26 protein-coding genes are annotated in these 19745 nt (G+C 65.6%); 13 read left to right on the forward strand and 13 right to left on the reverse strand.

Annotated elements, in window-relative coordinates; translation table 11 throughout:
- Window positions 1-18: 18 nt before the first annotated feature.
- The 3 genes from AC1D0P_RS01140 to radA all read right to left on the reverse strand — a co-directional run bounded on the left by AC1D0P_RS01140 (window position 19) and on the right by radA (window position 2702).
- A complete protein-coding gene (locus AC1D0P_RS01140; protein ID WP_477674983.1) occupies window positions 19-432 on the reverse strand; it encodes a glycerate kinase in 414 nt (137 codons plus the stop codon).
- A 69-nt stretch (window positions 433-501) separates the two neighbouring features.
- Window positions 502-1299 carry a metallophosphoesterase family protein gene (locus AC1D0P_RS01145; RefSeq protein ID WP_477674984.1) on the reverse strand — a complete coding sequence of 266 codons (798 nt, stop codon included), beginning with the start codon at window positions 1297-1299 and terminating at the stop codon, window positions 502-504.
- Between the two features lie 23 nt (window positions 1300-1322).
- The gene (gene radA / locus AC1D0P_RS01150; RefSeq protein ID WP_477674985.1) at window positions 1323-2702 is read right to left on the reverse strand and encodes a DNA repair protein RadA; all 1380 of its coding nucleotides are present in this window, start codon (window positions 2700-2702) and stop codon (window positions 1323-1325) included.
- Between the two features lie 87 nt (window positions 2703-2789).
- On the opposite strand from radA, the gene AC1D0P_RS01155 reads away from it, so the two are divergent.
- The 4 genes from AC1D0P_RS01155 (at window position 2790) to AC1D0P_RS01170 (ending at window position 6280) form a co-directional block, all read left to right on the forward strand.
- The gene (locus AC1D0P_RS01155) at window positions 2790-3191 is read left to right on the forward strand and encodes a 5-carboxymethyl-2-hydroxymuconate isomerase (RefSeq protein ID WP_477674986.1); all 402 of its coding nucleotides are present in this window, start codon (window positions 2790-2792) and stop codon (window positions 3189-3191) included.
- Between the two features lie 90 nt (window positions 3192-3281).
- The gene (locus AC1D0P_RS01160; RefSeq protein ID WP_477674987.1) at window positions 3282-4268 is read left to right on the forward strand and encodes a Bug family tripartite tricarboxylate transporter substrate binding protein; all 987 of its coding nucleotides are present in this window, start codon (window positions 3282-3284) and stop codon (window positions 4266-4268) included.
- An 82-nt stretch (window positions 4269-4350) separates the two neighbouring features.
- Entirely contained in the window at window positions 4351-5325 is a 975-nt protein-coding gene (locus AC1D0P_RS01165; RefSeq protein ID WP_477675014.1) for a 2-dehydropantoate 2-reductase, read from the forward strand.
- Window positions 5326-5386: 61 nt separating this feature from the next.
- Window positions 5387-6280 (forward strand): NAD(P)-dependent oxidoreductase, encoded by an 894-nt coding sequence (locus tag AC1D0P_RS01170; protein WP_477674988.1) that lies wholly within the window; start codon window positions 5387-5389, stop codon window positions 6278-6280.
- A gap of 6 nt (window positions 6281-6286) precedes the next feature.
- Here the strand turns inward: AC1D0P_RS01170 and AC1D0P_RS01175 are convergent, their stop codons facing one another.
- The 3 genes from AC1D0P_RS01175 to alr form a co-directional block, all read right to left on the reverse strand.
- Window positions 6287-6700 (reverse strand): Cif family virulence factor, encoded by a 414-nt coding sequence (locus tag AC1D0P_RS01175; protein ID WP_477674989.1) that lies wholly within the window; start codon window positions 6698-6700, stop codon window positions 6287-6289.
- Between the two features lie 179 nt (window positions 6701-6879).
- Window positions 6880-7347 carry an N-acetyltransferase family protein gene (locus AC1D0P_RS01180; protein ID WP_477674990.1) on the reverse strand — a complete coding sequence of 156 codons (468 nt, stop codon included), beginning with the start codon at window positions 7345-7347 and terminating at the stop codon, window positions 6880-6882.
- Between the two features lie 70 nt (window positions 7348-7417).
- Window positions 7418-8512 carry an alanine racemase gene (gene alr / locus AC1D0P_RS01185; protein WP_477674991.1) on the reverse strand — a complete coding sequence of 365 codons (1095 nt, stop codon included), beginning with the start codon at window positions 8510-8512 and terminating at the stop codon, window positions 7418-7420.
- Window positions 8513-8689: 177 nt separating this feature from the next.
- Between alr and lplT the strand changes: the two genes are divergently transcribed.
- From lplT to AC1D0P_RS01200, 3 genes are all read left to right on the forward strand, one after another.
- Window positions 8690-9970 carry a lysophospholipid transporter LplT gene (gene lplT / locus AC1D0P_RS01190; RefSeq protein ID WP_477674992.1) on the forward strand — a complete coding sequence of 427 codons (1281 nt, stop codon included), beginning with the start codon at window positions 8690-8692 and terminating at the stop codon, window positions 9968-9970.
- Entirely contained in the window at window positions 9970-10905 is a 936-nt protein-coding gene (locus AC1D0P_RS01195; RefSeq protein WP_477674993.1) for a DMT family transporter, read from the forward strand. Before lplT ends, AC1D0P_RS01195 begins: the two co-directional genes overlap by 1 nt.
- Window positions 10906-11028: 123 nt before the next feature.
- Window positions 11029-11523, forward strand: coding sequence for a glutathione peroxidase (locus AC1D0P_RS01200; protein ID WP_477674994.1), 495 nt, complete (start codon window positions 11029-11031; stop codon window positions 11521-11523).
- Window positions 11524-11526: 3 nt separating this feature from the next.
- On the opposite strand, the gene AC1D0P_RS01205 is transcribed toward AC1D0P_RS01200, so the two are convergent.
- Complete coding sequence (locus tag AC1D0P_RS01205) at window positions 11527-12222, reverse strand: helix-turn-helix transcriptional regulator (RefSeq protein WP_477674995.1); 696 nt, start codon at window positions 12220-12222, stop codon at window positions 11527-11529.
- 133 nt (window positions 12223-12355) lie between these two features.
- Here AC1D0P_RS01205 and AC1D0P_RS01210 point away from each other — a divergent pair, with 133 nt between their 5' ends.
- The 5 genes from AC1D0P_RS01210 (at window position 12356) to AC1D0P_RS01230 (ending at window position 14508) form a co-directional block, all read left to right on the forward strand.
- Entirely contained in the window at window positions 12356-12649 is a 294-nt protein-coding gene (locus AC1D0P_RS01210) for a hypothetical protein (protein WP_477674996.1), read from the forward strand.
- 9 nt (window positions 12650-12658) lie between these two features.
- Entirely contained in the window at window positions 12659-12991 is a 333-nt protein-coding gene (locus AC1D0P_RS01215; RefSeq protein ID WP_477674997.1) for a hypothetical protein, read from the forward strand.
- 122 nt (window positions 12992-13113) lie between these two features.
- Window positions 13114-13329: a hypothetical protein gene (locus AC1D0P_RS01220; RefSeq protein WP_477674998.1), complete on the forward strand. Its 216-nt coding sequence runs from the start codon at window positions 13114-13116 to the stop codon at window positions 13327-13329.
- A 49-nt stretch (window positions 13330-13378) separates the two neighbouring features.
- Entirely contained in the window at window positions 13379-13963 is a 585-nt protein-coding gene (locus AC1D0P_RS01225) for a helix-turn-helix domain-containing protein (RefSeq protein ID WP_477674999.1), read from the forward strand.
- A gap of 8 nt (window positions 13964-13971) precedes the next feature.
- Window positions 13972-14508: an N-acetyltransferase family protein gene (locus AC1D0P_RS01230; protein WP_477675000.1), complete on the forward strand. Its 537-nt coding sequence runs from the start codon at window positions 13972-13974 to the stop codon at window positions 14506-14508.
- On the opposite strand, the gene AC1D0P_RS01235 is transcribed toward AC1D0P_RS01230, so the two are convergent.
- The gene (locus AC1D0P_RS01235; protein WP_477675001.1) at window positions 14505-15197 is read right to left on the reverse strand and encodes a winged helix-turn-helix transcriptional regulator; all 693 of its coding nucleotides are present in this window, start codon (window positions 15195-15197) and stop codon (window positions 14505-14507) included. The genes AC1D0P_RS01230 and AC1D0P_RS01235 overlap by 4 nt on opposite strands.
- A 191-nt stretch (window positions 15198-15388) precedes the next feature.
- Between AC1D0P_RS01235 and AC1D0P_RS01240 the strand changes: the two genes are divergently transcribed.
- Entirely contained in the window at window positions 15389-15715 is a 327-nt protein-coding gene (locus AC1D0P_RS01240) for a DUF1330 domain-containing protein (RefSeq protein WP_477675002.1), read from the forward strand.
- 50 nt (window positions 15716-15765) lie between these two features.
- On the opposite strand, the gene AC1D0P_RS01245 is transcribed toward AC1D0P_RS01240, so the two are convergent.
- The 5 genes from AC1D0P_RS01245 to glcE form a co-directional block, all read right to left on the reverse strand.
- Window positions 15766-16275 (reverse strand): EVE domain-containing protein, encoded by a 510-nt coding sequence (locus tag AC1D0P_RS01245; protein ID WP_477675003.1) that lies wholly within the window; start codon window positions 16273-16275, stop codon window positions 15766-15768.
- 6 nt (window positions 16276-16281) lie between these two features.
- On the reverse strand, window positions 16282-16656 hold the full coding sequence (locus AC1D0P_RS01250) for a VOC family protein (protein WP_477675004.1): 375 nt from the start codon (window positions 16654-16656) through the stop codon (window positions 16282-16284).
- Window positions 16657-16738: 82 nt separating this feature from the next.
- Window positions 16739-17965 carry a glycolate oxidase subunit GlcF gene (gene glcF, locus AC1D0P_RS01255; protein ID WP_477675005.1) on the reverse strand — a complete coding sequence of 409 codons (1227 nt, stop codon included), beginning with the start codon at window positions 17963-17965 and terminating at the stop codon, window positions 16739-16741.
- A gap of 4 nt (window positions 17966-17969) precedes the next feature.
- A complete protein-coding gene (locus AC1D0P_RS01260; RefSeq protein ID WP_477675006.1) occupies window positions 17970-18743 on the reverse strand; it encodes a YoaK family protein in 774 nt (257 codons plus the stop codon).
- A gap of 8 nt (window positions 18744-18751) precedes the next feature.
- The coding region (gene glcE, locus AC1D0P_RS01265; RefSeq protein ID WP_477675007.1) for a glycolate oxidase subunit GlcE at window positions 18752-19745 on the reverse strand (994 nt) is incomplete at its 5' end.

Genomic DNA, 19745 nt, shown 5'->3' on the forward strand with positions numbered 1-19745 from the left:
AAACCTGAAATACGGATTTTACGGGGCGGGTGGCGCCGCGTCCTGCGCGGGCCTGAAAAGCTCGTGGTCCGCCAGTTTGCCGCCCACAAAGGTGCAGGTGACCTTCGACTCGCCGGCGTCGGTCCAGCGGAAGATCTCGGGCYGCGCGTCCTCGGCGGAAACCCGCTCGCCCAGGGCCCGCGTCATGGCCACGACATGCAGCAGCGTCATGCCGGGCTTGAGCTTGGCATTGAGCATGACCGCGCTGTCAACATAGCCGATGGGGCGATTGGCCGCGCGTTTCAGGACCTGCATCATGCGCGTGAAATGCAGCAGCACCCACATGACCGCGCCGCCGGCGACCGCGGCCACACCGGCCCAGCCGTAAAAGCGATAGCCCAGCACAACAGCCGCGACGCCGGCCACGGGAACAAGGATTTTCTGGAAGTTCATGGCGCTATTTTCGCAGCCCCGGCGGGCCACCGGACTGCGGGGAGTGCGTAGGCCACTGAAACCCGCTTTTCAGGCCGCCCGCGCGGCCCAGCCCGTGGCCAGCGCATGCGCCCAGTCGGCGCGTCCGCGGCCCGCCGCCACCCGCGATTGCGCCTCGTGGCCGTAGGGCACGGCGCGCAAATCGACCCGCCAGCCCGCAGCGGTTTTTTCGGCGATGGCGTAGCGCGCGTGCGGCGCGCCGTTTTCCACCACGTGCGGGTGCGGGTGTTCGTCGTCATAGGCCGGCAGGCCGACACTGCCGGGGTTCACGATGAGCACCTTGCCGCACTGCACCAGGCGCGGCACATGGGTGTGGCCGCACAGGACCAGCGAATGCCCGCCCTGCGCCGCAGTGCCAAGGCGTTCCCGCACTTCATCCTCCGTGGCCGGCCGTATGCCGGTGGCGTGGCCCGCACCTCCACGGCCGAACCCCGGAACCGTGGTTTCCAGCCAGTAGACCAGGTCGCTGCCCGGCGTGCCGTGGCACAGCAGGATGTCACCGCCGGCAAGTTCCAGGCTTTCGGGCAGCCCGCGTATCCAGGCCACATGCGCCGCCGTCAACTGGGCGGCCGTGTAGCCGTCGGTGCCCAGCGGGTCCAGGTACTGGCCCTGGTCGATGAGTTCCAGCACCTGCCGCTCGTGGTTGCCGCGAATCGTGGTGAAGCCGCGCGCCATCAACAGGTCGGCGGTTTCGGCCGGCTGCAGCGGCCCGCTCAGGATGTCGCCGAGGTTCACGATCTGGTCCACACCCTGCTGTTCGATGTCGGCCAGCACGGCCTCAAGCGCCGGCAGGTTGCCGTGGATGTCGGAGATGGCGGCGAGTTTCATGGGTTTGTCCTTCGAGTCGATTTTTAACTCAGGCTACGCACCACTTCCATGGCCTCTTCCACCCGCTCGACGGCGTGGATGGCCAGGCCCTCGATGGGCTTTTTGGGCGCATTGGCCTTGGGCACCACGGCCACGCTGAAACCCAGCTTGGCCGCTTCCTTGAGGCGCTCCTGGCCGCGCGGCGCCGGGCGCACCTCGCCGGCCAGGCCGACCTCGCCAAAGGCGATAAAACCCTTGGGCAGCGGCTTGCCGCGCAAGGACGAGGTAATGGCCAGCATCACGGCCAGGTCGGCCGCCGGCTCGCTGATGCGCACACCGCCCACGGCGTTGACGAACACGTCCTGGTCCATGCAGGCCACGCCCGCATGGCGGTGCAGCACGGCCAGCAGCATGGCCAGGCGGTCGCGGTCCAGGCCCACCGACAGGCGCCGCGGGCTGGGCCCGCCGTTGTCGACCAGCGCCTGGATTTCCACCAGCATGGGCCGCGTGCCTTCCAGCGTCACCAGCACGCAGCTGCCGGGCACCGGCTCACTGTGCTGGCTCAAAAAGATGGCGCTCGGATTTGCGACGCCCTTGAGGCCTTTTTCCGTCATCGCGAACACACCGATTTCGTTGACTGCGCCGAAGCGGTTCTTGAWGGCGCGCACCAGGCGAAAGCTCGAATGTGTGTCGCCTTCAAAATAAAGCACGGTGTCCACCATGTGTTCCAGCACGCGCGGGCCGGCCAGCGCGCCCTCTTTGGTCACGTGGCCTACCAGCACGATGCACACACCGCTGGACTTGGCCGCGCGCGTGAGGTGGGCCGCGCACTCGCGCACCTGCGCCACCGAGCCTGGCGCCGAGGTGAGCTGGTCGGAATACACGGTCTGGATGGAATCGATGACCGCGATTGCCGGTTGGGTGGCTTCCAGCGTGGCAAGAATTTTTTCAAGCTGGATCTCGGCCAACACCTTGACCTGCGAGCCGTCCAGCCCCAGCCGGCGCGAGCGCAGCGCAACTTGGGCGCCGCTTTCTTCACCGGTGACGTAGAGGGTGTTGAGCCCGGCGCGCTGCAGCGAATCGAGCGCCTGCAGCAGCAAGGTCGATTTGCCGATGCCGGGATCGCCGCCTATCAGCACCACGCCGCCCTCGACGATGCCGCCGCCCAGTACGCGGTCCAGTTCCTCATGGCCGGTGGGCGTGCGTTCCATGTCGGTGGCTTCGATGTCGGACAGCGCAGTGACTTCTGAAGCCTTGGCCAGCGACTGGAACTGGCTGCTGTAGCGGTTCTTGGCCGGCGCGTTGCTCTCGGCGGCCGATTCGATCAGCGTGTTCCAGGCATTGCAGTGCGGGCACTTGCCCAGCCACTTGGGGCTGGTGCCGCCGCATTCGGTGCAGGTGTAAATCGTTTTGTCTTTGGCCATGCGCGATGTTACTGTACAAATAACCAGGCTTTGCGTTTTGGTCATGATGCGGGAATTCCGCCATCCCCGCATTCCCCGTACCTTGCCATGCCGCACCTGAACATTCAATACACCGCCAACCTCGACGCCCTCACCGACATGGGCCAGCTCTGCAACACCCTGGCCGCCACCCTGGTGGCGCTGCGCGCTGAAGACGGCGTGGCGCCGCTGTTCCCGGTCGCCGGCACGCGGGTCATGGCCTGGCCGGCGCCGCACTTCGCGGTGGCCGACGGCCAGCCCGGCCGCGCTTTTATCTATATGAACCTGCTGATCACGCCGGGCCGCAGCGAGGCGCTCAAAAAGCGCGCCGGCGATGCCCTGCTGGCCGCCGCAAGCGCGCACCTCGACCCGGTGTTCGCCCAGCACGCCGTCGGCCTGACGCTGCATATCGACGAGGCCGCGCCAGCCTATGAAGGCAAGCGCAACAACCTCGCCGCGCATCTGAGCTGAACCCCGCCATCGTGCACGGCAGCGCGCTTTTACAGACAATAGCTTTTCCGCACTCCGACCGACTCCCCCCAGCCCTCCTGAGGACACACCATGAATATCTCGCGCCGCCAGCTCATCCAGTCTTCCAGCGCCGCCGCCCTGCTGGCTGGCATCGGCCGGCAAGCCTGGGCCCAGGCCCTTGACAGCACCAAGGTCATCGCCGGCTTCGCGCCCGGCGGCACCGCCGACATCGTCTCGCGCCGCGTGGCCGACAAGCTGCACCCTGGCTATGCCAAAAGCGCGGTGGTCGAGAACAAGACCGGCGCGGGCGGCCAGATCGCCGTGCAGTTCGTCAAGACGGCCGCGCCCGATGGCGCGACCGTGCTGCTCACACCCATGTCCATGCTGGGCATCTATCCCCACACCTACAAAAAACTGCCCTACGACCCGGTGGCCGACCTGACTCCGGTGTCGGCCGCGGCGATTTTTGACTACGGCTTTGCCGTCGGCCCCATGGTGCCGGCCAGCGTGAAGAACGTGCCCGACTTCCTCGCCTGGTGCAAGGCCAACCCCGGCCAAGCCAACTTCGGCTCGCCGGCGGCCGGCTCCTCGCCGCACTTCATAGGCGCGCTGCTGGGCCGCGCCGGCAATGTGGACCTGCGCCACGTCGCTTTCCGCGGCACCCAGCCTGCGGTGCTGGACATGGTGGGCGGCCAGATCGCCGCCGTGTCCGGCCCCACCGGCGAATTCACCCAGCATGTGGCGGCCGGCAAATGCCGTTTGCTGTCCACCAGCGGCCCCAAACGCAGCCGCTTCACGCCCAACACGCCCACCCTCGTGGAGCAGGGCTTCAAGGACATGGCCTTTACCGAATGGTTCGGCTTCTTCCTGCCCGCCAAGGCGCCGCAGGACGTGGTGCAGCGCCTGAACGCCGGCATCCGCTCCGCCCTGGCCTCGCAAGAGGTGATCGACGGGCTGGCCGTGTCCTTCCTGGAGCCGGCGCCCACCTCGCCGGCCCAGCTGGCCGCTATGCTCAAGGCTGATACCGAGCTGTGGGGTCCCTTGGTCAAGGCCGTGGGCTTTACCCCCGAAGGCTAAGCCTTTACCCCCGTTGGTGAGCAAGCGCCGCCCTTTACGCCGGGCGGCCGGTGTTGTGATTAAGAAAACCATGGGCAACAGCATGAAGGTATGTATTTACGGCGCCGGCGCCATAGGCGGCTGGATCGGTATGGGACTGGCGCGCGCCGGCTGCAGCGTCAGCGTGGTGGCGCGCGGCGCCACGCTGCAGGCCCTGCAGCTGCACGGCCTTCGCCTGAACCAGGGCGGCCAGATCACGTCGCAGGCCGTGGCCTCCAGCGCCGTGCCGGCCGAACTCGGCGTGCAGGACCTCGTGGTGCTGGCCGTCAAGGCGCCCTCGCTGCCCGAAGTCGCGCGCCACATCGCCCCGCTGCTGGGCCCCGACACCCTGGTGCTGACCGCCATGAACGGCGTGCCCTGGTGGTTTTTGCAGGGCTTTGGCGGCGCGCTGGCCGGCACGCGCCTGAGTTCGGTGGACCCAACGGGCGAGATCTCTCAGGCCATCCCGGCCCGCCACATCGTCGGCTGCGTGGTGCATGCGAGCTGCTCGCTCGACGAACCCGGCCAGGTGCACCACCATTTCGGCAACAAACTCATCATCGGCGAGCCTTCGGGTGACAAGACGGCCCGCGTGCTGCAGTTTGCCGCATTGCTCGAAAAAGCCGGCTTCGAGGCCCCGGTGTCCGACCAGATCCAGAAAGACATCTGGTTCAAGCTCTGGGGCAATATGACCGCCAACCCCATCAGCGCGCTGACCGGCGCGACCATGGACCGCGTCCTCGACGATGAACTGGTAACCGCCTTTACCCACAGCATCATGCTGGAAGCCAAGGAAATCGGCGCGCGCATCGGCATCCCCATCAACCAGACTCCCGAAGAGCGCCACGTCATCACGCGCAAGCTGGGCGCCTTCAAGACCTCCATGCTGCAGGACGTGGAGGCCGGCAAACCGGTGGAGCTCGATGCGCTGGTCACGGCTGTGCGCGAACTGGGCCAGCTGACAGGCGTGCCCACGCCCTGCACCGACGCCTTGCTGGGCCTGGCGCGGCTGCAGGCGCGGGTCAAGGGCCTGTACTGAATCCCCGCCTCTCTATTCCTCTCTACTCAATTCTTTCACCACCATTTTTCCAGGAGACAGCATGAAACACATAGGCGTCATAGGCGCATCGGGCCTGATGGGCCACGGCATCGCGCGCAACCTGCTGGCCAAGGGCTTTACGCTCAGCCTCACCGTTCACCGCAATACCGAGCGCGTAGCCGACCTGCTGGCCGCCGGCGCGAAACAGGCCGCCAGCCCCGCCGAACTTGGGGCCTGCGACGCCGTGGTGATCTGCGTGACCGGCTCGCCGCAGGTCGAGGAAACCCTGCTGGGTGCGAACGGTGTGCTCTCCAAAGCCAAAGCCGGCCTCATCGTGATCGACACCTCGACCAGTGAGCCCGAATCCACGCGCCGCCTGGCCACCTTATGCGCCGAGCGCGGCGCCACGCTGGTCGACGCGCCGCTGGCGCGCACGCCGGTGGAGGCCGAACTCGGCAAACTCAACACCATGGTGGGCGCCGAGCAGGCGGTGTTCGACAAGATCCGCCCCGTGCTGGCGGCCTATTGCGAAAACATCTTCCACGTCGGCGGCCCCAGCGCCGGCCACGTCGTCAAGCTGCTCAACAACTTCATAGGCCAGGCCGTCTGCACGGCAACGGCCGAAGCTTTCGCCGTGGGCGCGCTGGCCGGCATTGAACCGCAAAAGCTGGTCGACGTGGTGTCCGCCGGCGCGGTCAACTCCGGCCTGTTCCAGGCCATGGCCAAGACCCTGGGCGGCGACTTCGCCGGCATCAAGTTCGAACTCGACAACGCGCGCAAGGACTTGCGCTACTACACCCACCTGGCCGAGATGGTGAAAGTGCCGTCCTTCGTCGGCGAAGCCGTGCACCAGAGCCTGGTGACGGCCAGCGCGCTGGGCCATGGCAAGGAATTCGTTCCGGCGCTCGTGAAGGCGCAGGAAAAACTCACGGGTGCAAAGATCGCGCCGCAATAAATCCGCTCAGCCCTTTTTGAATCCCATCATGACGACGACGTTAATCCTTGGCCGGCCGTCGTCGCCGACACGCATGACATAGGTCGAGGCCTCCGACTCCGGCCGCGCCTGGCCCTTGGCATCGAGGTAAGGCCAGCGCACATGGACGGAGGCCAGCTTGTCCGTCAGCCAGGTGACGGACTGGACTTCGGGCCGCGTGTCGGTAATGCCCATGTCCTTGTACTGTTTGGCGGCGCCGCCGTAGAAATCTTCGACCTCCCGCAGCGTGGCGACGGCCTTGGTGCCCTGGTCCGCGACGATCAGTGCGGGGACTTCCCAGCAGGTCGCAGCGGTCTTGCCGTCGCCGCGGGTAAAAGCTTTGGCGAATGTTTCGAGCACGGACCGCAAGTCCAGCTCTTTTTTGGTCTCAGACTGGCTCATGGACACTCCTTGACGCCGGCATCCCGAACGGCTGCAAGGCTTCACCGGCATGGCATCACAGCGGGCGACGCGTGGGTTTCGAGCGGCCCCAATTAAAAATTAGCCGGTCGCGGCAAGGGCTGGCGTCCGCCAAAACCTACACTGCGTGTGGGCCGGCGCGAAGGGCGCGACAGCGGGGGCTACAGCGCCTTGGCGTAAACCACAAAACCGGATTTCTCCGCCACCTGGTCGTACAGCCGCATCGCCGTGGCATTGGTTTCGTGGGTTTGCCAATACACCCGGTCGCATCCCGCCGCCCGGGCTTGTTCATAGACGGCCTCGATCAGCGCCTTGCCGACACCGCGGCCGCGCACCGATTCGGCCGTGAACAAATCCTGCAGGTAACAGACGGGCACTATGCGCGTCGTGCTGCGGTGAAACAGGTAGTGCGTGAGGCCCACGAGTTCGCCGCCGGCTTCGGCAACCAGCGCGTGCACCGGCTCATAGGAATCAAAGAAGCGCGACCAGGTCATGGCGGTGACCTCGTCCGCCAGCGCCGTGGGGCCGGAGCGGCCGTAAAAGCGGTTGTAGCCGGCCCAAAGCGGAAGCCAGGCGGCGAGGTCCGATTTCTGGATGGGGCGGACGGTGAGGGAAGAAGTATTCGTCATGAAGATGAGATCTCAGGCAGTAAATTCCACGGGCCGGGTGGTGCCGGATTTTTTGCGCACCACAACGGCTCTATTCCACCGCGACCGGCACGCGCTGCGCCAGTGCGCACATCAGCTCATAGCCCACGGTGCCGCCGGCCTGCGCCACTTCGTCAATCGGCAGCTCCGCGCCCTTGGCGGCGCGGCCCCACAAGATCACCTCGCTGCCCATGCCGGCGCCGGGCACGGGCGTGAGGTCGACCGTGATCATGTCCATGCTGACGCGGCCCACCATGCGGGTGCGCACGCCGTCCACCAGCATGGGCGTGCCGGTGCTGCAGTGGCGCGGGTAACCGTCGGCATAACCGCAGGCCACGATGCCTATGCGCAGCGGGCCGTCGGCCGTGAAGCTGGAGCCGTAGCCCACGGTGTCGCCGGCCTTGAGTTCCTGCACGCCAATGATTCTGGACGACAGCGTCATCGTCGGCTGCAAGCCCCAGCCGGCGGCCGTGTGTTCGGGAAAATCGGGCGCGCTGCCGTAGACCAGGATGCCCGGCCGCACCCAGTCGGAACGCCCGGCCAGCGCATCGCCGTGGCGCAGCGTGGCGGCGCTGTTGCTCAAGGTGCGCTCGCCGGGCAGGTCGTGCGTGACGGCGTCGAAGGCCTGCAGCGCTGCGGCTATGCCTTTGGGGCCGTCGGCGTCGGAGAAGTGCGTCATCAACGTGATCTCCTCGACCTGCGGCAGCGCGTTCAGGCGCGTCCAGGCCGCGCGGAAGCGCTCGGGCGGAAAGCCCAGGCGGTTCATGCCCGAGTTCATCTTGAGGAACACGCGGTGCGGCAGCTGCGTCTTGTGGGCGGCCAGCATGTCGACCTGCTCGTTGCAATGGATGGCATGCCACAGCCCCAGGCGCGAGCACAGCTCCAGGTCGCGCGCGTCAAAACAGCCCTCCAGCAGCAGGATGGGGCCGCGCCAGTCGAGCGCGCGCAGGCGCTGCGCCTCGGCCAGGTCCAGCAGCGCAAAGCCGTCGGCGCTGCGCAGCGCGTCAAAAACACGCTCGATGCCGTGGCCGTAGGCATTGGCCTTGACGATGGCCCAGACCTTGGCGTCGGGCGCGGCTTCGCGCGCGCGGCCCAGGTTGTGGGCCAGTGCGGCGGTATGGATGGTGGCAAGAATGGGGCGTGGCATGGCGCGGTGATGTGGTTGGTGTGGGATAGCGGGGTCGGCAGGCCGGAACGTATTCGAGGGCTTTTCTCATTCTGGCACCGCCCCCCATGCTATAAACCGGAATCGTCTGGAGACATTCACCCTTATCTTGCAGCATCAGATCGGCTGATGCAGTGCCGCAATGACCACAACAGTTTAATGAAGCGCGGTTTTTACACCATCATGGCGGCCCAGTTTTTCAGCTCACTGGCTGATAACGCGCTATTTGTGGCCGCCGTGGAGCTGCTCAAGACCAGCGGGGCGCCCAAGTGGCAGCCGGCGGCGCTGGTTCCCATGTTTGCCCTGTTTTACGTCGTGCTGGCCCCTTTTGTGGGCGCTTTCGCCGATGCGCGACCCAAGGGCAACGTCATGTTCGTGAGCAACGCGATCAAGGTGATCGGCTGCCTCATGATGCTGTTCGGCTCGCATCCGCTGCTGGCCTACGCCATCGTCGGCCTGGGCGCCGCGGCCTATTCGCCCGCCAAATACGGCATCCTGACCGAACTGCTGCCGGCTTCGCAGCTGGTCAAAGCCAACGGCTGGATCGAAGGGCTGACGATTTCCTCCATCATCCTGGGCGTGCTGCTGGGCGGCCAGCTGGTCGGCCACACCGTGTCCAACCTGCTGCTGTCCTTTGACTTCCCGGTTTTCGACACCGGCATAGACACCGCGCCCGAAGCGGCGATCTCCGTGCTGATCCTGCTGTACATCATCGCGGCCTGGTTCAACACGCGCATCCCCGACACCGGCGTCGAGATGCGGCCCATGCCGCGCAACAAGCTCGAGCTGCTGCCCGACTTCTGGAACTGCAACTCGGCGCTGTGGCGCGACAAGCTGGGCCAGATCTCCCTATCCACCACCACCCTGTTCTGGGGCGTGTCGGGCAACCTGCGCTACATCGTGCTGGCCTGGAGCGCCGCGGCCCTGGGTTACAGCACCTCGCAGGCCTCCTCGCTGGTCGGTGTGGTGGCCATAGGCACGGCCGTCGGCGCCGTGCTAGCCTCCATGCGCATGCGCTTGGACCAGGCCACCAGCGTCATGCCGCTGGGCATCGCCATGGGCCTGCTGGTCATCCTGATGAACTTCATCGGCAACGTCTGGGTGGCCGCGCCCTTCCTGATCCTGCTGGGCGGCCTGGGCGGCTTCCTGGTGGTGCCCATGAACGCGCTGCTGCAGCACCGCGGCCACAACCTCATGGSCGCGGGACGCTCCATCGCGGTGCAGAATTTCAACGAGCAGGCCTGCATCCTGAGCCTGGGCGCCTTCTACAGCCTGTCTACCGGCCTGGGCCTGTCGGCCTTCGGCGCCATCACCGCCTTCGGCGTGGTGGTGGCCGGCTTCATGTGGCTGATCCAGCGCTGGCACAAAAGCAACACCGTCAAATACAAAGAGCAGGTCGACCACCTGCTGAGCATCGCCCGCAGCGATAAATCGCACTGATGCAAGTTGACGCAACACGCGCCGCCGTGCCTGGCGGTACGTCCAAAGCCGTTCTGGCACTCACACTCAACGCCTTCATCTGGGGCGTTTCATGGTGGCCGCTGCGCCAGCTGCAGGGCCACGGCCTGCACCCGCTGTGGACCACGGCCCTGGTCTACGCGGTCGTGGTCACCGGCCTGCTGACCCTGCGCCCGCAAGCCTGGCGCGGCTTCCTGGCCCATCCCCAGCTGTGGTTCCTGGCGGCCGCCTCCGGCCTGACCAACGTCGGCTTCAACTGGGCCGTGACCGTGGGCRACGTGGTGCGCGTGGTGCTGCTGTTTTACATGATGCCGGCCTGGTCGGTGCTGGTGGCCTGGGTCATGCTGGGCGAAAAACCCACGCCGGCCTCGCTGCTGCGCCTGCTGCTGGCCATGGCCGGCGTGCTCATCGTGCTCAAGACGCCCGAATCTCCCTGGCCCGTGCCGCACAGCGGCGCCGACTGGCTGGCCATCATGGGCGGCTTCAGCTTCGCGGTGACCAATGCCGTGCTGCGCAAATACAAACACACGCCCAGCGAATCGCGCATGCTGGCCATGTTCGGCGGCAGCGGGCTGATGGCAGCCTGCGCCGCGCTGGCCGGCATGTCGCAGGCCCTGGTGCCCGCGCCGGCACTGGCGCCGGCCGGCATCCCGGTGGTGCTGGGGCTGGCGCTGGCCTTCATGGCCAGCAATGCCGGCCTGCAGTATGGCGCGGCGCGCCTGGCCGCCGGCACCACGGCCATCGTGATGCTGACCGAAATCCTGTTCGCCAGCCTGTCCTCGGCCGCGCTGGGCGCCGCCGATCTCACGCCGCGCGTGCTGCTGGGCGGCAGCCTGATCGTGCTGGCCGCCGTGCTGGCAGCCATGGCCCCATCGGCGACACCCCAAACCGCGCCCGGCGGTGCAGAATCGCACTAGAGCAATAGCCCCCACGCTTTTCGCTAGCGCGTAATGCGCTGCCCCCCGTGGGGGCTAATTTCCCTTGGGGCGGCCCGGCGGGAAATTGCATCATTTCGATGGCAGTTCACACAGGAGACAACCATGGGCGCAGCAAAAACGGTTTACGACTTCCAGGCCAAGGACATCACCGGCAAAGACGTGCCGCTGGAGGCTTTCAAGGGCAAGGTCATGCTCATCGTCAACACCGCCAGCAAATGCGGCTTCACGCCGCAGTTCGCCGGGCTGGAAGAGCTGTACAAACAATATGCCGGCAAGGGCCTGGCGGTCCTGGGCTTTCCCAGCAACCAGTTTCTCTCGCAAGACCCCGGCAGCGACGACCAGATCGCCGAGTTCTGCCAGGTCAACTACGGCGTGAGTTTCCCCATGATGTCCAAGATCGACGTCAACGGCCCCGCCGCCCATCCGCTGTACCAATGGCTGTCGGCCGAGGCGCCCGGCCTGCTCGGCATCAAGGCCATCAAATGGAATTTCACCAAGTTCCTGGTCGGCAAGGACGGGAAGGTCATAAGGCGTTATGCGCCATCCGACAAGCCGGCGGATCTCGGCAAGGATATTGAAGCGGCGCTCGCCGCCTGACCTTCAGGCCGGCTTGGTGTTGGCCTTCTTCACCGAGCGCAAGTAATCCGCCAAGGTGCGGCCGGCTTCATGGCCCACGCGCTCGTCAAGCACGTCGACCTCAGCCATGCGGTCCACGCGAAAGCTGCGAAAGTCCTGCCGGGCTTCGCACCAGGCGCCCAGCGTCCAGACACTGCCCCAATAAAAGCAGCCCAGCGGCCAGAGCACGCGCCGGCTTTCCCGCCCTGCCCCATCAAGGTAGCGCACCTCCACCTTGCACCGCGCATGCACCGCCTCGCGCAAACGCTGCAGGCTGCGCTGCGTGGCCTCATCGGGATTGATCACCACCGCATACAGCGGCACACCTTCGGCCGCCGTACGCGCCGCGGGCGGCAAGACCGAAAAAATCTTGCCCCAGGCGGCCTCGGCATCGCCCGCCATGGCCGGGTCCAGCCAGGCCTGGGCCAGGCGCACCGAAGCGGCCAGCGCATTGGCTTCCTTTTGCGTAAACATCAAGGGCGGCAAGTCAAAGCCCGCACCCAGCCGGTAACCCACGCCGGCCTCCCCCTCGATAGGCACACCCTGATGCTGCAGGTCGGCCACGTCGCGATAGATGGTGCGCTCCGACACCTCGAGCCGCTTGGCGAGGAAATCCGCCGTGCTCAGGCGGCGGCCGCGGATCAGCTGGACGAGATGAAAGAGGCGGTCAKCGCGGCGCATGATGAGTTAAGGGATTGAAAAGATTGGAGCTTACCGCGTGGGGCCCAATTGCTGAGCGCGGCTATAGTTCCTCCAGACTGGATTGCAACCGCCAAGTTAGACGCCCGCAAACCAACCCACCCAATAAATAAATATGCCCTCCATTCATAACGGCTCCGGCACCATGTACTACGGCAAGCGAGATGTCGATATCGGCGGATCGTACGTTACGACCGAGTGGATCGTGTTTTTCTGGCTTCCAATACTGCCCCTCAGTTCCTGGCGCGTCTTCCCACTTACGGACGAACTTGTGACCAGCTATGGAACCCGACAAGCCTATCAAGCAAGACCCGTCTCTCTAAACTGGGCCCAGGTGCTGAATGTCTACCTTCTCACGGCCGGCTGCCTTGCTGGCGCCTGGTACGTCTTTAGTCACTACATCTTTTGAGGAAAGCACATGCCCTTCACAATGAGCGGAACCGGAACACGCTACTACGGGGAGCGAGAACACAACATCGGCGGGCAGTACATCACCACGCTGTGGGTGGTGATCATCGGAGTGCCCCTCTTGCCACTGTCGTCATGGCGGGTCTACCCGCTCAGCGATGAACAATTTGTCGACCACTCATATCTTCATGGCAGAGAAGTGCATCACACGGAGCAAACCTTCCAGGCCAAGCGTGTGCCACTGAACTGGAAGCAGGTGCTGAACATCTATGCCGTCACCGCCGTGGGTGTCGGGCTGGTGCTATGGGCGCTGCACCGTGCATTCGGGGGACGGGGCGCCTAACCCTTTGCCGGAACATGAACAGGAGTGGCCCTTGACACAATCAGTTTCTGAAAGCGTACGGCAGGTTAACCCGTCTATTGCGTCAATGAAAAACTCCCTGAAGCAGGCCGGGTCTAACGCCAGTGAAGACAAAAAAGGCACTGTTAGAAAACCTCATTATTGAAGGAGAGAGGTTTATAGAAGTGTCTAAGCAGTTTCCCGTGATCAACAGGGAAGCCGCTCCGTCCAAACTCTCGCTGCAAACAAGTGGCAAGCGTATCGGCGGAATTCTGAAGAAACTGGGGATTGGCGTAGTGATCTCCCTGCTTATCGCTATCGCCTGGAAGTTCCTTTCGTAGGCTCCAGCACTGGACATAACTTCCAACATGGTGGAAAATAAATTCCACCATGACAGAACCCTCCTCCGACCTCAACCAGCGCATTGCCGAGCGCGTGCGCGAGCTGCGCGCCGCCAAAAGCCTGTCGCTCGACGCGCTGGCCGCCAAAAGCGGCGTGAGCCGCTCCATGATTTCGCTGATCGAGCGCGGCGAAAGCAGCCCCACCGCTGTGGTGCTGGAGCGGCTGGCCACCGGCCTGGGCGTGATGCTGGCTTCGCTGTTTGACGCGCCCGCCGCCCAGGCGCCCGCCAGCCCGGTGGCGCGCCACGCGGACCAGTTGCAGTGGCAAGACCCGGCTTCGGGTTACCTTCGGCGCAACATCTCACCGCCCGGCGTGCCGCAGCCCATGCAGATCGTGGAAGTGCACTTCCCCCCGGGCGGGCGGGTGGCCTTTGAAACCGGCGCGCGCGATGCGCGTGTGCACCAGCAGGTCTGGGTGCTCGAAGGCGCCATCGACATCACGCTGGGCGACGCACGCCACGCGCTGCGCGAGGGCGACTGCCTGGCCATGCAGCTGGATCGCCCCACGATGTTCCACAACCCCACGCGAAAGCCCGCACGCTATGCGGTGGTGATCGCCACCGAACCGGCTTGAACTTCGTGATGAACACCGCACCCTGGTCGCTGCGGCGCCTGCCCGCCGTCACCGACGAACAGATTCTCGAACTCGCCGACGTGCTCATCGATTGCGTCGAAGGCGACGCCTCGGTGAGTTTTATGCACCCGCTGTCGCGCGAACGCGCCACGGCCTTCTGGCGCGGTGTGGCGCAGGGCGTGGCTGCGGGCGAGCGCGCGCTGCTGGTCGCCGAAGACGCGCAAGGCATTTGCGGCACGGTGCAACTGGTGCTGGCCCAGCCCGAGAACCAGCCGCACCGCGCCGACCTGGCCAAGATGCTGGTGCACCGCCGCTGCCGGCGCCAGGGCCTGGGCGAGGCCTTGATGCGCGGCGCCGAAAGCATGGCGCGCGACTGCGACAAGACCTTGCTGGTGCTGGATACCGTGACCGGTGACAACGGTGAGCGCCTGTACCAGCGCCTGGGCTGGCAGCGCGTGGGCGTGATTCCCGGCTATGCGCTGTTGCCGCGCGGCGGACTGGTGGGCACCACGGTGTTTTACCGCGAGCTACCAACGGAAAACTAAGCCACCTGCTTTTTGACGACGGCAAACGGGCTCAGGCCCAGCCAGGACTGCATGGACTGGATGATGTCGCGGGGGCCTGAGAGCTTCAGTTTGGCGCGCTCGCTCTCGACCGAACTCAGCCCCATCCAGATGGAGGTCATGGTGCGCAGGTCGGTGGTCACAAATAAATTGATTTCAAAGCCCGGGTCGGACCAGCACAGGTCGACCTCGCCTCTGGGCTCCACCACCAGCCACCAGTGGCTTTGCGACGAAGGCAGGTCGGCGTAGAGAAACTGGATCACGGTGCGCTTGCGCGGCAGCGGCTCGGGATTGAGGTTGCGCCGCATGTCCCACATCAGCAAACCGGGGTCCAGGTGCCTCAGCGAGGCATCGCTTCCCACCCACTTCTGCCCCCAATTGCCCAGCGCATCGACAACGCCCGCCAGTTCGCGCCCGGCCTCGGTGAGGTGGTAGTCGAAAACATCTTTCTCCGAAGGCAGGCGCTTGCGTTCGATGACGCCTGCCGCCTCCAGCTCTTTCAGGCGCTGGGACARCAGCGTGGGCGACATCTTGGGAACGCCGCGCCGCAAATCATTGAAGCGCGTGGAGCCGGCGATGAACTCGCGGACCAGCACCAGCGTCCAGCGGGTGCACAGCACCTCGGTCGCCATGGCGAGGGGGCAAAACTGTTTGTAGCTGGCTTGGGTCACGGCGGGTCCTTTGGTTGGCGCCGGCAAGCTTGGAAGCCCACGGGCGCAAAGACTAGTCACAAAACTGTACCGGCCCGTCCAGATTCGTGACTGGAGGCAAACCCGCCATCGCCGGATACTTTTCAAGGGACGGCAGAAGATGCCGCCCTGTTTCAACAACCTGACCAACCAAAGCAGACTGGAAAAGCGATATGAGCGTATTTTTAATTGCCGAAATCAAGATCACCAACGACGCCTGGGTGCCCGAGTATGCGGCGAATGTCCACAAGCTGGTCGCCAAACAGGGCGGCAAATACCTGTCCCGCAGCGGCAACATCACGCCGCTGGAAGGCGCGCACAAGGATTGCACGCTGGTTGCCGTGATGCAGTTCCCGGCCAAGGCCGCGCTGGAAGCCTTTGTCAATGATCCCGCCTACCAGCCCTATGTCAAGGCACGGCAGGCCGGCAGCACCAGCCAGTTCTACATGATTGACGATACTGACATCGCGGGTACCGTGCCTTACCTCAAGGCCGCGTAAGCCGGAGCCCCGTGAAGCGGTGCCTGCGGCTCATGCCGCAGGCATTGCGTTCACGGCAGGAGCGCCATCTGCCGGCCTGGAGGCCGGGCCGGGCTTTGGCTTGCATCGGTCTGCAGGTCCAGCGCCCCCAGGTCGGCCCGCATGGCCCTTGCGACCAGCCGCATGTCGTGGTCGCTGACCTCGAACAGGCCGAAGCGGAACTTGTAGCCCCAGTGCTGGCGGTTTTCCACAAACTCGAACTCGTCCAGCCAGGGCAGTATGGACACCTCGCGCGTGGCCACGTAAGCCACGTCGCGGCGGAAGGGCACAAAGCCGCCGCCCATGTCAAAGGCATAGGGCTCGCCGGCCTGCACCACGCCTATGGAGACAAAGCGCTGGAATTTATCTTTGCCGCCCATGGTCAGTGCGGGCGAATAGTAGGCTACCCGGTCTCCGGCAACCATACGCTTGAGCGGCGCGCATTTGCCGTGGCACACCTGCATGTAGCCGGTGCTTGGTGTCTCGCAGCCACGCCGCGCATGCTCGGCGCTCGCAACGGCGATCCAGTTCTTGCGGCCCATCGCCGTTCAGGCCAGCGCGTGCAGACCGACGCGGTTGCCGTCCAGGTCGGTGATGTGCGCAAAAAATCCCAGGCCGGGCGGCAGCGCCTGGCGTGGCAAGGCGACCTTGCCGCCGGCTTTGACGGCGCGTGCCAGGGCGGCATCGAGCGACGGCGAGGCATCGAGGTAAATCAGGGTGCCGCCGGACGCCGGTGCAGGCGCGGTGGGGCCGGCCAGGATCGCGCCGCCCACGCCCGTTTCTGCTTCATAGGGAAACACCGCGCCTTGGGACGGGCCCATGGGCTCGCGGCGCATCTTGCACTCGAGCACGGCTTCGTAAAAGGCTTGGGCCTTGTTCAAGTCGGTGCTGGGGATTTCAAACCAGGTGATGGCGTTTTTCATGAGAGGCTCCTTTGTTGAAGAAGCCTTGATGGTGCCGGGAGGCTACTGACAACGTAGTGTCAGTAGCGTGTTTCGGAAACGGTCAGAAAAGCGCGTCGTCCAGCACTTCCACCCAATGCCGCACCGGCGTCGCCGTGCCGCTTTGCAGGTGCGTAATGCAGCCGATATTGGCGGAGATGATGGTCTCGGGTGCCGATGCCTGAAGATTTCCGAGCTTGCGATCGCGCAGCTGGTAGGCGATGTCCGGATTGAGCACCGAGTAAGTGCCGGCCGAGCCGCAGCACAGGTGCGATTCGGCGGCGGCCACCGTCACCTGGAAACCCAGCGCGCCCATCAGCGTCTCGACCCCGCCGCGCAACTGCTGGCCGTGCTGCAAGGTGCACGGCGGGTGGAACACCAATGCGCCGGCCCGGGCCTTGACCTTGCCCTGCAGCTCGCCCACCAGTTCGGGCATCAGTTCGCTGAGGTCGCGCGTGAGTTCGCTGATGCGCGCGGCCTTGGCCGCATAGGCCGGATCGTCCTTGAGCATGTGGCCGTATTCCTTGACGGTGACGCCGCAGCCGGAGGCATTCATGACGATGGCTTCCACGCCGCCACCTTCCGGGATATGCGGCCACCAGGCGTCGATGTTGCGCCGCATCTGGTCCTTGCCGCCTTCGTGGTCGTTGAGGTGAAACTTCACCGCCCCGCAGCAGCCGGCTTTGGGCGCCAGCACGGTTTCTATGCCGGCCGCGTCCAGCACGCGCGCGGTGGCGGCGTTGATGTTGGGCATCATGGCCGGCTGCACGCAGCCTTCCAGCATCAGCATCTTGCGCGCATGCGTGCGCCGCGGCCAGGCGCCGGCGTCCTGCCTGGGCGGCACCTTGTTCTTGAGGGCCGCGGGCAGCAGGCCGCGCACGGCCTGGCCGGCCTTCATCGCGGGCGCGAACAGCGGTGAGGGCAGGCCTTCCTTCAGCACCCAGCGCAAGGCTTTCTCGCCGGCCGGGCGCGGCACGCGCTCGTCGACCAGCTTGCGGCCTATGTCGACCAGGTGGCCGTATTCGACGCCGCTGGGGCAGGTGCTTTCACAGTTACGGCAGGTGAGGCAGCGGTCCAGGTGCAGCTGGGTCTTGCGTGTGGGCGCTTCGCCTTCCAGCACCTGCTTGATCAGGTAGATGCGGCCGCGCGGGCCGTCGAGTTCGTCGCCCAGCAGCTGGTAGGTCGGGCAGGTGGCGGTGCAAAAGCCGCAGTGCACGCATTTGCGCAAAATAGCTTCGGCCTCGCGGCCTTCGGCGCTGTTCTTGAATTCGGGGGCGAGATGGGTTTGCATAAAGTCAGGGCGCCTCTTTCAGTGCCACGGCAAGGGCCTTGCGCCGGGCGCGCCGGAAATCCGCATACAGGGGCGGCAGCGACAGCGCCAGCAGCATGAGGGCAAGCGGCACAACCCAGACAAAGCCGACGTACTTGAACCCGGCCGCGCCGACCACGCCACCGGCGATGAACATCGCCAGCAAGGTGCCGAACAGCCGCAGCTTGATGCGGTTGGCGCGCACACGCGACTCGGGCGGGCTGCCGGTGCGGTTCCAGTAAAACATCTTGCCGAACTCGATGCCCAGGTCGGTGATCACGCCGGTCATGTGGGTGGTGCGGATCTGTGAGGACGAGATTTTGCTGACCAGGGCGTTCTGCAGGCCCATGGTGAAGGCCAGCACCAGCACGGTCAGCGGCACGGCAAACGGGGTCTGGCGGTTCAGTGTCGCGCCCAGCAGCCCGAACAACAGCATCAGCACGGCTTCCAGCAGCAGGGGCAAGGCGTATTCGCTGCGCAGATGATGCTGGCGCGCCCAGTTCACCAGCACGGCCGTCACGGCGGCGCCGGTGACAAAGGCCAGCAGTGCGCCTACGGCGCCCAGTGCCAATGTCATGTGGCCCAGGACAAGGTTGTCGGCCAGCAGGGAGGCGAATCCCGTCATGTGCGAGGTGTACATGCCGACCACCAGAAAACCACCCGCATTGATGGCGCCGGCGTTAAAGGCCAGCAAACCACCGAGCAGGCGATTGATGGAGGGTGTCCGGTGCTGCCCGGTCAGGTGGCGGAGGCGTCGCATGTCCTGCCTTACCAGTCCGCGTACAGGCGGCCGGGGTTGAAGACACCCGCCGGGTCGAACTGCTTCTTGAGTTCGCGGTGTATGCGGTCCAGCGGCGGTTTGAGCGCGGAGAACACCGGCGCGGATTTGCCGGCCGAGCGGAACAGCGTGGCGTGGCCATGGGCCTGGGCCGCCGCCTCGCGCACCAGTGCCGCGTCGCTGTCGGGCCGCTTGAGCCAGCGCTGTGCGCCGCCCCATTCCACCAGCGTCTCGCCCAGCTCGAGTGGCGGCGCTGTGTCGGGCACGCTGAGCCGCCACAGCGACTCATCAGCTTGCAAGGCGAAGAAGGGCTGGGCCTGCTCACGCAGCGCGGTCCAATGGTGGGCCGCATCGCTGTCCAGAACTTCCCCGCCCATGGAGGTTTGCGCGGCGGCGACAGCCGCTTTCGCCCCACGCAGGCGCACCCACAGCCGCCCGCTCCGCCAACAGGAAGCGTTCACGGGCAGCGGCATGGCGCCCCAGCGGTTGAGCTGTTGCAGGGCGGCGGCTTCATCCATGTCGAAGACCAGCGTGGCCTCCATGGGCGCAACAGGCAATACCTTGAGAGACACCTCGAGCAAGACGCCCAGCGTGCCGAGCGAACCGGCCATCAGGCGCGACACGTCGTAGCCGGCGACGTTCTTCATGACCTGGCCGCCGAAAACCAGGCGTTCGCCCTTGCCGTTGAGCAGCACCACGCCCAGCATGTAGTCGCGCACGGCGCCCGCACTGGCGCGGGCCGGGCCGCTCAGGCCGCTGGCAACCATGCCGCCCACGGTGGCTTTGGCTTGCGTGCCGTCGAAATGCGGCGGCTCAAAGGGCAGGCACTGGCCTTGCTCGGCCAGCAGCGCCTCGAGTTCGGCCAGCGAGGTCCCGGCGCGCGCAGTGACCACCAGCTCGCTGGGTTCATAACTGATGACGCCCTTGTGCGGCCGGATGTCAAGGATGTCGCCCGCAAGGGCCTGGCCGTAAAAATCCTTGCTG

The sequence above is a fragment of the Polaromonas sp. P1_G2 genome (assembly GCF_056405515.1).